Source organism: Streptomyces sp. ICN903 (assembly GCF_022015835.1).
GTDB lineage: Bacteria > Actinomycetota > Actinomycetes > Streptomycetales > Streptomycetaceae > Streptomyces > Streptomyces fenghuangensis.
Genome location: NZ_JAKMAY010000155.1, coordinates 1 through 13,728, shown reverse-complemented (window position 1 = coordinate 13,728; position 13,728 = coordinate 1). Strand labels below are relative to the sequence as shown.

Genomic DNA, 13,728 nt, shown 5'->3' with positions numbered 1-13,728 from the left:
CCTCCGGCTTCCCCGATGCCCCCGGATCCGCCCCGCCGATCCCCGCCGGAAGGCCGCCTACCGGCCCGGAGTCCGGTCCGTCCGTACCGCCCGGTCCTCCGGAGCAGCCCGCCAGTCCCGCGGCCATGGCGCAGACCAGTGCCGCCGCCAGAGCCCCCCGCTTGTCCCCCACCGCTGTGCCGCCTCCGTTTCCGCGATGCCGTCCCGCAACATGGGACCACACCGAACCGACAACCGGTTCCCGGGGACCGGCGCGGGCGGTGCTCGCCCGCGCACTCACTCCACGATGTGGCGCCCCTCGGGCCGGGCGCTGCACGCCCCCCTGAACGAGCAGGTGTCGCAGTGCCGTCCGGGGGAGGGGGTGAACCGCTCGTCCAGGACGCGCCCGGCGGCGTCGGCCAGCAACTCGCCCACCCACTCCCCGTCCCCGTCACCGGAGGACAGGGCGGGCTGCCGCTGCACGGCCGGGAGTTCGTCGCCGCCCTCCCTCCTGGGCGCGCCGATCCTGAGCTGGACCAGTTCCGCGCCGCCCGGCTCCGGGCGCCCCTCGAAGCCCTCGACCCCGTCGAGGGCGCCCTCGCGCACCGCGAGCTGGTAGACGGCCAGCTGGGGGTGGCGCTCGACCTCGGCCGCGGTCGGCTTGCTCCTGCCGGTCTTGAAGTCGACGACGTACGCCCGGCCGTCGGGCCCGCGCTCGACCCGGTCCATGGAACCGCGGACGCGGACTTGGTGGCCGCCCGCCTCCAGCGTCACGTCGAAGTCGTGCTCGGTGGCGGCCGTCTCCCGTCCGAGGTCACGCTCCATCACGTGCCAGCGCAGGAAGCGCTCCAGGGCCGCGCGGGCGTTCTCCCTCTCCTGCCGGGACTTCCAGGGCGCGTCGAAGGCGAGCGAGTCCCACACCGAGTCCAGCCGCTCCAGCAGGACGGACAGGTCGGCGGGGGTGCCGCCGGAGGCGACCTCGTCGGCCAGGACGTGCACCACGTTGCCGAAGCCCTGGGCCGCGGTCGCGGGCGGCTCCGCCCTCACCTCGCGGCCCAGGAACCACTGGAGCGAGCAGGCGGTGGCCAGTTGGTGCAGCGCGCTGCCGGAGAGGGCGACCGGCCGGTCCCTGTCCCGCAGCGGCACCTCGCTGCGGGTCGGCTCGTACAGTCCCCACCAGCGGTGCGGATGGGCGGCGGGGACCAGGGGGACGCCCTCGTCGTCGCGCAGCGCGGCCAGCTCGGCCAGCCGTTCGGCGGCGGCCTCGCGCAGCCCGGGGGTGGCGGCGGGATCGACGGTGGTGGCACGCAACTCGGCGACCAGCGCGGAGACCGACAGCGGGCGGCGCGGGCGGGCGGTGACGTCCCTGGGCTCGACGCCGAGTTCGGTCAGGAAGCGGGAGGGCTGGTCGCCGTCCTCGGCCGCGGCCTTCACCGCGGTGACGACCAGGCGGTCGGCCGCGCGGGTGGCCGCCACGTAGAACAGCCGTCGCTCCTCGGCCAGCATCGCGCCGGGGGTGAGCGGTTCGGCCAGCCCGTCGCGGCCTATCCGGTCGGGCTCCAGCAGGGAACCGCGCCGCCGCAGGTCGGGCCAGAGCCCCTCCTGCACCCCGGCGACGACCACCAGCCGCCACTGCAGGCCCTTGGCCCGGTGCGCGGTCATCAGCCGTACCGCGTCGGGGCGCAGCGCACGGGGGGCGATGGTGTCGCCGGCGATGTCCTGGGCGTCCAGCTCCTCCAGGAAGTTGAGCGCGCCGCGCCCGCCGACGCGTTCCTCGGCGCGGGCGGCCGCGGCGAACAGCGCGCAGACGGCGTCCAGGTCCCGGTCGGCGTTGCGGCCGGCCGCGCCGCCGCGCCCGGCCGCGCGCCGCAGCCGGGCGGGCCACCGGCCGTCCCGGTCGCCGCCCAGGCCGTCGTTCCACAGCAGCCACAGCGCCTCCTCGGCCGTGGCGCCGCCGGCCAGCGCCTCGCGCGCCTTGCGCAGCAGCAGCCCCAGCTCGCGTGCGCCGCGCGCGTACGACGGGTCGTGCGCGACCAGCCGTTCGGGTTCGGACAGCGCCTCGGCCAGCAGCTCGTCCGAGGGCCTGGGCACGGCGCGGCCGGCGGCGCGCTCCTCCTCGCGCAGGGCCCGGCCCAGACGGCGCAGGTCGGCGCCGTCCATGCCGCCCAGCGGGGAGGTCAGCAGGGTGAGCGCGGTCTCCACTCCGATCCAGGGCCCGTCCGCACCGCCGTCCGCACCGCCGTCCTCCCCCTCGGGCCGCCCGGCCCCGCCGGCCCGGTCCGCTCCGGCGGCGTCCGCGACGGCCGCCCGCGCCGCCACCCGCAGCGCGGTCAGCAGGGGCACCACCGCCGGCTCCCGGCTCAGCGGCACGTCGTCGCCGTCGGTCTCCACCGGGACGCCGGCGGCCGTCAGCGCCCGCCGCACCGCGGGGATGGTGCGGTGGCCGGCGCGCACCAGCACCGCCATCTCCCGCCACGGCACGCCCTCCTCCAGACGGGCCCGGCGCAGCAGGTCGGCGATGTTGTCCAGCTCGGCCCCGGAGGTCGGATAGGTGTACACCTCCACCCGGCCGCCCTCCCGGGCCGCCGTCAGCCCCCGGTGGGCGCGTACGGCCTCGGCCGGGAGCCGGGTGAGCGGCATGCGGTGGGTGATCCGCCGGGTGGCCTCCAGCACCACCGAGGCCGAGCGGCGGCCGGTGCGCAGCACCGCCACCGGGGCGGGGGCCCCGTCGCGCCGCCGGAAGACACGGGGGAAGTCGAGGATGCCGTTGACGTCCGAGCCGCGGAAGGCGTAGATCGCCTGGTCGGGGTCGCCGAAGGCGACCAGGGTGCGGCCCTGCCCGGCCAGCGCGCGCAGCAGCCGCACCTGCGCCGGGTCGGTGTCCTGGTACTCGTCGACGTAGACCGCGTCGTAGCGCGCGGCGAGATCCGCCCCCACCTCGTCCCGTTCGGCGAGCAGCACCGCGCGGTGGACCAGTTCGGCGTAGTCGAGCACGCCCTGGAGGTCCAGCACGTCGAGGTACTCGGCCAGGAAGGCCGCGGCGGCCCGCCAGTCGGGGCGGCCGGCGCGGCGGGCGAAGGCGTCCAGCGCCTCCGGCCCCAGGCCCAGTTCGCGGCTGCGGGCGAGGACGGCCCGCAGTTCGTCGGCGAAGCCGCGCGTGGTCAGGCAGGCGCGCAGTTCCTCGGGCCAGCGGGCCCGCTCCCGGCCGGTGTCCTCCAGCCCGGCCTGGCCGGCCAGCAGTTCGCGGATGCGCAGGTCCTGCTCGGGTCCGGACAGCAACCGCAGCGGTTCGGCGAACAGATCGGCGTCCTGGTGGGCGCGGACCAGGGCGTAGCAGTACGAGTGGAACGTCGTGATCTGCGGGGTCCGGGGCGCGGGCCCGTCCAGGCGGGCCGCCATCCGGTCCCGCAGTTCGACCGCCGCCTTGCGGCCGAAGGTCAGTACGAGGATCCGCTCCGGATCGCCCCCGCGCCGCACGCGCTCGGCGACGGACTCCACCAGGGTGGTGGTCTTGCCGGTGCCGGGCCCGGCCAGGACGAGCAGCGGTCCGCCGCGGTGGTCAACCACCGAGCGCTGGGCTGCGTCCAAGGCAGGGAGGCTCGCCGGACCGGGCGGAGTACGCACCAACCGGTACGTATCGGACTTGAGGGAGGAACTCACGTGGATCGCCGGTCCTGGTCGCTGTGCTGGATGGTGCAGACGGTACGCCAGGGGGCGGCTGTGGCGCACGGCGTCGCGCCCCCACCCCGTCCGGACGGCTCACCGCGCGCACGGCGACGTGCACGGCGGGGCCATGGCGGAAGCTGGTACCTGTGAGGAGTCCCACACCCGGGCGGTCAGGAACGCCGGGCGGGCCGCCCGCCGCGGGCCCCGGCCCCGCCCGTTTCCCCGTCCCACCGGGCCCGGCGCATGTCGATGCGCACCGCACCGGCGGTGCGGCCGGCCGTGCCCTCCCGGCCCCCGCGCAGCGGGGTGTCCTCCTGCCGGTAGTGGGCCAGCGCGCGGCCCTCGTGGCAGGGCGGCGGCGTCCCGTCGGCCCGCACCACGCGCCACCACGGCACCGCGCCGCCGTAGAGGGACATCACCCGGCCCACCTGCCGCGGGCCTCCCTCCTCCAGCCACTCGGCCACGTCGCCGTACGTCATCACCCGGCCGGGCGGGATGCGCTCCACCACGGCCAGCACCCTCTCCGCGTAGTCCGGCAGCTCGCCGGCGGGCCCGGTCATGGCGGCCATGGTGCCCCATGCGGCCACCGGCCCGCACCGGCGGCGGCGCGCGGCCCCGCGCGACACGCGCAAACTCGGCTTTCCGCGGAGAAAAGCGACCTCCCTCGCCGGTCCGCCGCCTCCTCGTGCCACCATCGTCCCGGCGGTGACAGGTGATACGAGAGCGAAAAGGGACCGGAGAACGGTCCGAGGACCAGGGCGGGCCCCCTCCGCGGGAGGAGCCCCGTCCCGCTCCCTCCTCCCCGCACACCGGTGACCCCGGCCGGGATTCCGCGCGGCGGGACACCGGCAGGGCCGGCCGTGAGGCGGGCCAGGAGCACGTCGACGGCGACGAGCCGATCCTCCCCGCCCGGGTGCACCGCCCCTCCGACCTGATGCGGCTGCTGCTCGGGGTCCTGGGCATCGCCGTCGTCCTGGTCGTCGCCGCCTTCGCGCACGGCACCACCGCGGGCCTGGAGCAGGACATCGGCAAGGGCGCGGGCCAGGCCCCTCCCCTGCTGATCAGCTTCGCCGGCTTCGCCTCCAGCGTCGCCGTGCTCATCGTGCCGGTGGCCTTCGCGCTGGAGCGGCTGATCAAACGCGACGGGCTGCGGATCGCCGACGGTGTCCTCGCCGCCGTCCTGGCGCACGGCGCGTCGCTCGCCACCGACCTGTGGGTCGCCGAGCAGGCCCCCGCATCCATCCGGAACGCCCTGACCAGCCCGGCCCCGGACGGCGGGCTCACCGATCCGGTGCACGGCTATCTGGCACCCGTCATCGCCTACATGACGGCCGTCGGCATGGCCCGCCGGCCGCGCTGGCGGGTGCTGCTGTGGGCGGTGCTGCTGCTGGACGCCTTCGCCGTGCTCGTCGGCGGATACACCACGCCGTTCTCGATCCTGGTCACCGTGCTGATCGGCTGGACCGTCGCCTACGGCACCCTCTACGCCGTCGGCTCCCCCAACGTCCGCCCCACCGGCCAGAACCTGCTGGCCGGGTTGCGGCGAGTGGGCTTCAGGCCGGTGAGGGCGCTGCACCTGGACCCGGCCGGCCCCGCAAGTCCCGAGCGGGCCGAGCAGAGCGACCGGGCCCGGCGCTATCTGGTCACCCTGGAGGACGGCCCGCCGCTCGACGTCACCGTCGTGGACCGCGAGCAGCAGGCACACGGCTACTTCTACCGCGCCTGGCGCCGCCTCGCGCTGCGCGGCATCACCCAGCGCCGCAGTCTCCAGTCGCTGCGGCAGGCGCTGGAGCAGGAGGCCCTGCTGGCATACGCGGCCATCGCCGCCGGGGCCAACGCCCCGAGGCTGATCGCCACCTCCGAACTGGGCCCCGACGCCGTCATGCTCGTCTACGAGCACGTCGAGGGGCGCGGTCTGGGCTCCCTGCCCGACGAGGAGGTCACCGACGAGCTGATGCGCGCGGTCTGGCGGCAGGTGCGCGCGCTCCAGTCGCGGCGGATCGCCCACCGCCGGCTGGAGGACGACGCCCTGCTGGTGAGCCCTTCCGGCGAGGTGTTCCTCACCGACCTCAGCGCCGGCGAGATCGCGGCCGGCGATCTGGTGCTGCGGATGGACGTGGCACAGCTGCTGACCACCTTCGGTCTGCGCGTCGGCGCCGAGCGCTCGGTCGCGGCGGCGGTGGAGGTGCTCGGTCCGGACGCGGTGGCCGACAGCCTTCCGCTGCTCCAGCCGATCGCGCTCAGCCGCGGCACCCGGGCCACCCTGCGCAGACTGGCCAAGGATCGGGCGCAGCGCGAGCGGGAGGCGGCCATCGAGGCGTCCCGCCACAGCCGCGAGACGCGCCACGCCCAGGGACATCCGCCCGCCGGCGACCGGAAGTCGCTCCGGGCGGAGAAGCACGCCGAGAAGCAGGCCGTCATGGAGGCCCTGGAGGAGGCGCGCGAGGAGGATCTGCTGGCGCAGATCCGCGGGCAGGTGCTGCTGGTCCGGCCGCAGGCCCCGATACAGCCGGCCCGGCTGGAGCGCGTCAGGCCGCGTACGCTGATCAGCTTCATCGCCGGGGCCTTCGCCGCGTACTTCCTGCTCTCCCAGCTCACCCATGTGAGCTTCCGGCAGGTCGTCGTCGAGGCGAACTGGGGCTGGGTGGCCGCCTCGCTGCTGTTCTCCGCCCTGACGTACTTCGCGGCGGCGATGAGCCTGCTCGGTTTCGTGCCCGAGAAGGTCCCCTTCCTGCGCACGGTGGTCGCCCAGGTGGCGGGCTCCTTCGTCAAGCTGGTGGCGCCGGCGGCGGTCGGCGGCGTCGCGCTCAACACCCGCTTCCTGCAGCGCGCCGGGGTCCGGCCCGGCCACGCGGTCGCCAGCGTCGGCGCCTCCCAGCTGTTCGGCCTGGGCAGCCACATCCTCCTGCTGCTGGTCTTCGGCTATCTGACGGGAACGGAGCGCACCCCGACCCTCTCCCCGTCCCGCACGGTGATCGCGGGGCTGCTGACGGCAGCGGTGCTGTCCCTGATCGTGACGGCGGTCCCGGCGCTGCGGAAGTTCGTGGTGGAACGGGTGCGGGCGCTGTTCGCCGGCGTCGTCCCGCGGATGCTGGACGTCGTCCAGCGCCCGCAGAAGCTGCTCAGCGGCATCGGCGGCATGCTGCTGCTGACGGTGTCGTTCGTGCTGTGCCTGGACGCCTCGGTGCGCGCCTTCGGCGGTGAACTGAGCTACGCGAGCATCGCGGTGGTCTTCCTGGCGGGCAACGCGCTGGGCTCGGCGGCGCCCACCCCGGGCGGTCTGGGCGCGGTGGAGACGGCGCTGATCGCGGGTCTGGTCGCCTTCGGGCTGCCGTACGAGATCGCCACCCCGGCGGTCCTGCTCTTCCGTCTGATGACCTTCTGGCTGCCGGTCCTGCCCGGCTGGCTCTCCTTCACCCACCTCACGCGCCGGGAGGCGCTGTGACCGCCTGAGCCGGCACGCCCGCACCCCCCTCGGTCTCGCGGATGCGAGGGGAAGGACCTGTTTCACCTTGCATGTGCGAGCCGTCACGCCATAACGTCGCGCACATGCGTTCCTACTCCATGGGCCGGGCGGCCCGGCTGCTCGGCGTCAGTCCCGACACGGTGCGCCGCTGGGCGGACGCCGGGCGGCTGCCCACCAGCCGGGACGAGGGCGGCAGGCGGCTGGTGACGGGCGAGGACCTGGCCGCGTTCGCCGCAGCGCTCGCCGCGGACGCCGCCGACGGCGAGGACGACGGTCCGCACACCAGCGTCCGCAACTCCTTCCCCGGCATCGTCACCGCCGTCCGCCTCGGCGACGTCGCGGCCCAGGTGGAGATCCAGGCGGGCCCCCACCGGCTGGTCTCCCTGCTGACCCGGGAGGCCGTGGAGGAGCTGGGGCTGGCGGTCGGCATGGAGGCCGTGGCCCGGGTGAAGGCCACCAACGTGCACATCGACCGGGCGTGAGGCGGCCCGGCATGCCCGACGCGACCGGTACGCGCACCCCCCGCGCGCCCCGGCGGCCCTCCCGCCGGCCACGCGTCGGCGGGAGGGCCGCCCCGCTGTCGGCCGTCCTGCTGGTGCTGGCCGCCCTGACGGCGGCCTGCGGGGGCGGGGCTCTCGGCCGCACCGGCGACGGCGGCCGGACGGCCACCGTGACGGTCCTGGCCGCCTCCTCCCTCACCGACGTCCTCACCGAGGCGGGCGCCGCCTACGAGGAGGAGCACCCCGGCGTACGGCTGCGGCTGTCCTTCGCCGGCTCCCAGGAGCTGGCCGCGCAGATCCGCCAGGGCGCGCCCGCCGATCTGGTCGTCACCGCCGACACCGCGACGATGGAGTCCCTGCGGGACTTCACCGGCCCGTCCACCGTGATCGCCCGCAACCGGCTCGTCATCGCCACCGCCCCCGGCAACCCCCTGGGCGTCGAGTCACCGGGCGACCTCGCCCGCGAGGAGGTGAAGGTGGTGCTCGCCGCCCCCGAGGTTCCCGCCGGGCGGTACGGGCAGCGGCTGCTGGAGCGGCACGGCGTCACAGTGCGCCCGGTCTCCCGGGAACCGAGCGTGCGGGCCGTGCTGAGCAAGGTGGAGCTGGGCGAGGCGGACGCCGGGCTGGTGTACGCCACCGACGCCGCCGCCTCCGAAGGACGTGTGGAAGCCGTGCCCGTGCCCGGCGGCGGCTCCGCCGTGCGCTACCCGGCCGCGCCCCTGAAGGACGCCGCCCGTCCCGGGCAGGCCGCGGACTTCGTCGCCTGGCTGGGCTCCGAACCGGCCCGCCGCCTGCTGCGGGAAGCCGGTTTCCTGCTGCCGTGAACCACCGCACCGCACCCCGCGCCCGGCCGCCACGCGCACGCGGCCGCACATCCGCCGCACGCACCCGCGCACCCGCCGCGCTCGGCGGGCCCGCCGCGCTGGCGGTGGCCTTCCTGGCCGTGCCCCTGGCCGGGGTGGTGGCCCACACGCCCTGGCGCGACCTGGCCGGGCAGCTCTCCTCACCCGACGTGCTCGGGGCGCTGGGGCTCTCCCTGCTGGTGTCCGTCCTCGCCCTGCTGCTCTCCCTCGTCCTGGGCGTACCGCTGGCGTGGCTGCTGGCCCGCACCGACTTCCCCGGCAAGGCCCTGGTGCGCTCCCTGGTGCTGCTGCCGATGGTGCTGCCGCCGACCGTGGCGGGCGTCGCCCTGCTGCGCGGTTTCGGGCGCGGGGGCCTGCTGGGCGGACCGCTGGAGGCGGTGGGGGTGACGTTGCCGTTCTCCACCGCGGGCGCGGTGGTCGCCGCGGCCTTCGTGGCGATGCCGTTCCTGGTCATCGGCCTGGAGGGGGCGCTGGCCGGGATCGACCCGCGCTACGAGGAGGCCGCGGCCACCATGGGCGCGACCCTCCCGCAGACGCTGCGCCACGTCACCCTGCCGATGGTGGCGCCCTCCCTGGCCGCGGGCGCCGCGCTGTGCTGGGCGCGGGCGCTGGGCGAGTTCGGCGCGACGATCACCTTCGCGGGCAATCTGCCGGGGGTCACCCAGACCCTGCCGCTCCAGGTCTATCTGCTCCTCCAGCAGGACCCGGCGGCCGCGACCTCGGTCTCGCTGCTGCTGCTCGCGGTGGCGGCGGCCGTCCTGGTCGCGCTGCGCGGACGCTGGCTGGGCCACTCGCGCTGACGCGCGCGGCGGCCCCGGGACGGGGTCGTCCCGGGGCCGCCGCGCGCGTCAGCGCCCGCTCGCGGGCGCCGGCCGGTGAACCGTCAGTAGACCGGCTTCTCCGGCTCGATCTGGGTGACCCAGCCGACCACGCCGCCGCCGACGTGGACGGCGTCGGAGAAGCCCGCGTTCTTCAGGACCGCGAGGACTTCCGCACTGCGGACACCCGTCTTGCAGTGCAGGACGATCCGCTTGTCCTGGGACAGCTCGCCCAGCGCGTTGCCCATCAGGAACTCGTTCTTCGGGATCAGGCGCGCGCCCGGGATGGAGACGATCTCGTACTCGTTGGGCTCGCGGACATCGATGATGTCGATGTTCTCGCCCTCGTCGATCCACGCCTTGAGCTGCTGCGGGGTGATGGTCGAGCCCATCGCGGCCTGCTGGGCCTCGTCGGAGACCACACCGCAGAACGCCTCGTAGTCGATCAGCTCGGTGACCGTCGGGTTCTTGCCGCAGACCGCGCACTCGGGGTCCTTGCGGACCTTGACCTGGCGGTAGGTCATCTCCAGGGCGTCGTAGATCATCAGACGGCCGAGCAGCGGCTCGCCGATGCCCGCCAGGAGCTTGATCGCCTCGGTGGTCTGGACCGAGCCGATGGACGCGCACAGCACGCCCAGCACGCCGCCCTCGGCGCAGCTGGGGACCATGCCCGGCGGCGGGGGCTCGGGGTACAGGCAGCGGTAGCAAGGCCCGTGCTCGGCCCAGAAGACCGACGCCTGGCCGTCGAAGCGGTAGATCGAGCCCCACACGTACGGCTTCTTCAGCAGCACGCAGGCGTCGTTGACCAGGTAGCGGGTGGCGAAGTTGTCGGTACCGTCCACGATCAGGTCGTAGTCGGCGAAGATCTCCATCACGTTGGAGGAGTCCAGCCGCTCGGTGTGGAGGTTGACCTTCACGTACGGGTTGATCCCGAGCACCGTGTCCCGCGCGGACTCGGCCTTGGGGCGGCCGATGTCCGCCTGGCTGTGGATGACCTGGCGCTGGAGGTTGGACTCGTCGACCTCGTCGAACTCGATGATGCCGAGCGTGCCCACGCCCGCGGCGGCCAGGTACATCAGGGTGGGCGAGCCGAGGCCGCCCGCGCCCACGCAGAGCACCTTGGCGTTCTTCAGACGCTTCTGCCCGTCCATCCCGACATCCGGGATGATCAGGTGGCGGGAGTATCTGCGGACCTCGTCGACAGTGAGCTCGGAGGCCGGTTCGACCAGGGGTGGCAGCGACACGGAGACCTCAACAGGGTTGGTCGGTGGACGGTTGTTCCTTCCGTAACACTGCCACGCCCGATCTCATTCCGAGACACCCGGTCCGAGACGCGAGACGATTTCGTCCCAGTAGCCGGGCATGGCCTCCCAGGGGTCCGCGGCCTCCCCCCGGCGCCCGCGGCGGGTGCCGTCGGTGAACCAGACGGTGCCCGCCCCCTGCCAGCGCGCGATGCGCACCGCCTCCTCCAGATGGGTGCGCGGCACCCCGTGCACCAGGTGGCAGAAGCGTTCCGGCGAGTGGTCCGCCGTCCACTCGGCCACCTGCGACCAGCGGTAGTCCGCCCACGACCCGGAGAACGTCACGAGCTGGTCGCCCGCCTCCGTGTAGCCGGGGAAGGGATGGGTGCCGTGTCCGAGGACGATGTGGGCTCCCTCGCCCAGGGCGCGCAGCGCGGCCGTCACCCGGCTGACCTCCGGCAGGGCGGCGCGGTCGCCCGGGCAGCGGCCGAGGTAGAAGCCGTCCACCCGGTACCAGTCGAGGAAGCGGTGCGCGTCGTGGACCAGCGGGCCGAAGTCGCGGGTGCCGTGCCGCAGGTCCAGATGGCCCAGCACGCGCACCCCGGCCTCGCGCAGCCCGGCGGCCGCGGCCGCGCAGTACGGGTCGGAGCGCTCCCCCGGCCCGCGCGCCACGTTGAGCACCGCCCAGTGCACCGGTGCGCCGGGCCGGGTCAGCTCGGCCCACTCCACGGGCGCCACCATCGGGTGCGCGTAGCCGGGCACCCCGACGCCGAGGCGGCCGGGCGCTCCGGCGGCCGGTCTGCGCCGGCCGGAGCTGGTCAGATACGGCATGCCGCCTCCATCCAGATGTCCGCGAGCGACTCCTCCAGGCCGATCCGGGGCCGCCACCCGAGCCGGTCGCGCGCGCTGCGCACGTCCGCCTGCTGCCAGGGACCGCAGCCGTCGGGGTACGGGGGCACCTGAGGGCCGCCGCCGGCCGAATGCTGCTCGTCCATCTCGTGCACCGCGCCGGTGTGGCCTGCCACCCGGCCCAGCACGGAGACCACCTCGCGCAGCCGCACCGCGCGGCCGGAGCCGATGTTGACCACGCCCTGGGCGGCCGACAGGGCGGCGGCGTGCACCGCTCTGGCCACGTCCCGCACGTCCACGAAGTCGCGCTGGACGGACAGTCCGGCCAGCCTGAGTTCGCCCTCGCCCTGCTGCATCACCCGGCGCATCGCCTCCGCCAGCCGCCCCAGCGGCGAACCGGTGGGTGTGCCGGGGCCGACCGGGGAGAAGACGCGCAGGACGATGGCGTCCAGCCCGGAGCCCAGCACCAGCTCGCTGGCGGCGAGCTTGCTGACGCCGTACGGGCTGCCGGGCCTCGGCACCGCGTCCTCTCCGGTGGAGGAGCCGGCCGGGGAGGGCCCGTACTCGGCGGCGCAGCCCAGATGGACCAGCCGGGCCCCGCAGCCGCTGCGGCGCAGCGACTCGCAGACGGTGGCGGTGGCCACGGTGTTGTGCCGGATCAGGTCCCGCGCGCCGCCGCGGGTGGTGCCGGCGCAGTTGACGACGACTCCGGGGTGGACGGCGTCCAGGAAGCGGGTGAGCGCTCCGGGACTGCCGGTGGACAGGTCGAAGCGGACGTCGGCGTCGTCGCCCCGGCCCAGCGCGGTGAGCTGGACGGCGGGGTCGGCGAGCAGGCGGTCGGCCACATGGCGGCCGAGGTATCCGTTCGCGCCGATCAGCAGGACTCTCATCGGGCGTCCTCCCGCACTGCTGCGGTGACGCCGGTGGCGCGCAAAACGGTCATCGGTTGTGCTCCTTGTTCGATGGTGCGCGGCGCGCGAGGGTGTGCGCGCCGACGGAGGAGGTCGAGGGGGGTGGAAGGGGCCGGACGCCGGGTCACGACTCCTCCCGGTGGTGGGCGGACGCGCCGGTGAGCCGGGAGGCGGCGAACGCCGACAGAGCCAGGGCCGCGCAGGCGCAGGCCGCCCAGTTCACGGTGCTGGCCGGCACCTCCACGAGGCGGCCCGGAAGCGCCGGGCCCAGGTGCCCGGAGGCCGCCGCCGCGGCGAGTGCCGCGGCCTCCAGCGCGCAGGCCGCGACGACGCCTCCCGCGGCGGCGGCCGGAAAGCCGTGGGCGGACAGCAGCAGGGCGGTGAACAGCAGGGTGCCCAGCGCGGCCGCCTCGGTGATCCGCGCGCCCTCCGGTCCGGTCACGGCGGCGGTCACGGCGGCGGCCACACCGCCGGACGGGCCGCCGTCCACGACCGCGTGCGCGACGGCCAGCACCGTGAACTGGGCGGCCGCGAACAGCGCGAGGGCGGCGGCGAGCAGCGGACGGGTCCGGGCCGCGAACTCCTCCAGGCCGCGGCTGGTGCCCAGCCGCCGTCTCGCCCGCGCGGCGAACCAGCGCGCGCACCACACGGCGGGCGCGACGGCCAGCGCCAGGCCCAGCGGCACGCACCACTCGCCCGGGAAGGCGTCCGCCGCGGGCGAGCGGCCGTCCAGCGCCCAGGCCAGGGGAAGACCGCCGGCCAGCGCGTGTCCGGTCAGCAGGCAGCCGCCCAGCACGGCCGTCCGGTTCAGGCCCGTACCGCGCAGGCACAGCCGCACGGACAGCAGGACGAGCAGGGCCCCGGCCGCGCCGGCGGCGGCACGGGCGGGCGCCGGGAGACCGGCGGTGAGGGCGTGTGCGGCCGGTGCCGCCGCGCACAGCCCGCCGGGCAGCAGGGGGAGCAGCGCGGCTCCCGCCCGGCGCGCCCGTCCGGCTCCCCGGCCGCGCCGGGAGGACCGGGCGGCGGGCGCCTCGTCCCCGGGGCGTCCGGTGCCGGGTCCGTCCGTCTCCCGGGCCGCGTCCGCTCCGCCTGCCCCGCCGGATCCGCCGCCTTCGCGGGATCCGCCGGTCTCGTGCGCGCGGGGGGCGCGGGCGTACAGCTCCTCGGAGAGCGAGAACACGTCCCGGTGCCGGTAGCGCGCCGCGGTGCGGTCGGTGATCCCGTGCGCCTCCAGGGCCGCGGCGATCTCCAGCGGGTCCACGGCCCGCGCGCACAGCTCCCGGTGGCGGTGCAGCAGCGAGCGCACGGGGTCGGCGGGCCGGTGCGGGTACGGCGGGGCGCTCACCGGCTCCCCCCGTCCTGCCCGGCGGGCACGCCCGCCGCGGCCGTACGGGCCCAGCTCGGGGCGCGGGCCGGCCGTCCGGCGGAGCGGGCG

At 75.8% G+C, this 13,728-nt stretch carries 9 protein-coding genes and 1 pseudogene; 4 read left to right on the top strand and 6 right to left on the bottom strand.

Annotation, left to right across the window (positions count from 1 at the left end):
* Positions 1 to 276: 276 nt before the first annotated feature.
* Positions 277 to 3,567, bottom strand: coding sequence for an ATP-dependent DNA helicase (locus L7D48_RS16890; RefSeq protein ID WP_237880274.1), 3,291 nt, complete (start codon positions 3,565 to 3,567; stop codon positions 277 to 279).
* Positions 3,568 to 3,815: 248 nt separating this feature from the next.
* A complete protein-coding gene (locus L7D48_RS16885; RefSeq protein ID WP_237880273.1) occupies positions 3,816 to 4,214 on the bottom strand; it encodes an MGMT family protein in 399 nt (132 codons plus the stop codon).
* 143 nt (positions 4,215 to 4,357) lie between these two features.
* Here L7D48_RS16885 and L7D48_RS16880 point away from each other — a divergent pair, with 143 nt between their 5' ends.
* The 4 genes and pseudogenes from L7D48_RS16880 to L7D48_RS16865 form a co-directional block, all read left to right on the top strand.
* Positions 4,358 to 7,090 (top strand): lysylphosphatidylglycerol synthase transmembrane domain-containing protein, encoded by a 2,733-nt coding sequence (locus L7D48_RS16880; RefSeq protein ID WP_237880272.1) that lies wholly within the window; start codon positions 4,358 to 4,360, stop codon positions 7,088 to 7,090.
* Positions 7,091 to 7,194: 104 nt separating this feature from the next.
* Entirely contained in the window at positions 7,195 to 7,593 is a 399-nt protein-coding gene (locus L7D48_RS16875; RefSeq protein WP_237880271.1) for a molybdopterin-binding protein, read from the top strand.
* A gap of 11 nt (positions 7,594 to 7,604) precedes the next feature.
* Complete coding sequence (modA, locus tag L7D48_RS16870) at positions 7,605 to 8,435, top strand: molybdate ABC transporter substrate-binding protein (RefSeq protein ID WP_237880270.1); 831 nt, start codon at positions 7,605 to 7,607, stop codon at positions 8,433 to 8,435.
* A pseudogene (locus L7D48_RS16865) lies at positions 8,432 to 9,262 on the top strand (ABC transporter permease); the annotation flags it as partial. The gene modA and the pseudogene L7D48_RS16865, both read left to right, overlap by 4 nt.
* A 95-nt stretch (positions 9,263 to 9,357) precedes the next feature.
* On the opposite strand, the gene moeZ reads toward L7D48_RS16865, so the two are convergent.
* The 4 genes from moeZ to L7D48_RS16845 form a co-directional block, all read right to left on the bottom strand.
* Positions 9,358 to 10,536 (bottom strand): adenylyltransferase/sulfurtransferase MoeZ, encoded by a 1,179-nt coding sequence (gene moeZ, locus L7D48_RS16860; protein WP_237880269.1) that lies wholly within the window; start codon positions 10,534 to 10,536, stop codon positions 9,358 to 9,360.
* Positions 10,537 to 10,599: 63 nt separating this feature from the next.
* Entirely contained in the window at positions 10,600 to 11,364 is a 765-nt protein-coding gene (locus L7D48_RS16855; protein WP_237880268.1) for a spherulation-specific family 4 protein, read from the bottom strand.
* Positions 11,352 to 12,272, bottom strand: a complete 921-nt coding sequence (locus L7D48_RS16850; protein ID WP_237880267.1) for an NAD(P)-dependent oxidoreductase — start codon at positions 12,270 to 12,272, stop codon at positions 11,352 to 11,354. Before L7D48_RS16850 ends, L7D48_RS16855 begins: the two co-directional genes overlap by 13 nt.
* Positions 12,273 to 12,417: 145 nt before the next feature.
* Positions 12,418 to 13,638 carry a hypothetical protein gene (locus tag L7D48_RS16845; RefSeq protein ID WP_237880266.1) on the bottom strand — a complete coding sequence of 407 codons (1,221 nt, stop codon included), beginning with the start codon at positions 13,636 to 13,638 and terminating at the stop codon, positions 12,418 to 12,420.
* Positions 13,639 to 13,728 lie beyond the last annotated feature (90 nt).

What these genes read in the sequence shown, in the direction of transcription:
- L7D48_RS16885 (WP_237880273.1), bottom strand. Translation starts at nt 4,214, where the DNA reads ATGGCCGCCATGACCGGGCCCGCCGGCGAGCTGCCGGACTACGCGGAG.
- L7D48_RS16875 (WP_237880271.1), top strand. Translation starts at nt 7,195, where the DNA reads ATGCGTTCCTACTCCATGGGCCGGGCGGCCCGGCTGCTCGGCGTCAGT.
- modA (WP_237880270.1), top strand. Translation starts at nt 7,605, where the DNA reads ATGCCCGACGCGACCGGTACGCGCACCCCCCGCGCGCCCCGGCGGCCC.
- L7D48_RS16855 (WP_237880268.1), bottom strand. Translation starts at nt 11,364, where the DNA reads ATGCCGTATCTGACCAGCTCCGGCCGGCGCAGACCGGCCGCCGGAGCG.
- L7D48_RS16850 (WP_237880267.1), bottom strand. Translation starts at nt 12,272, where the DNA reads ATGAGAGTCCTGCTGATCGGCGCGAACGGATACCTCGGCCGCCATGTG.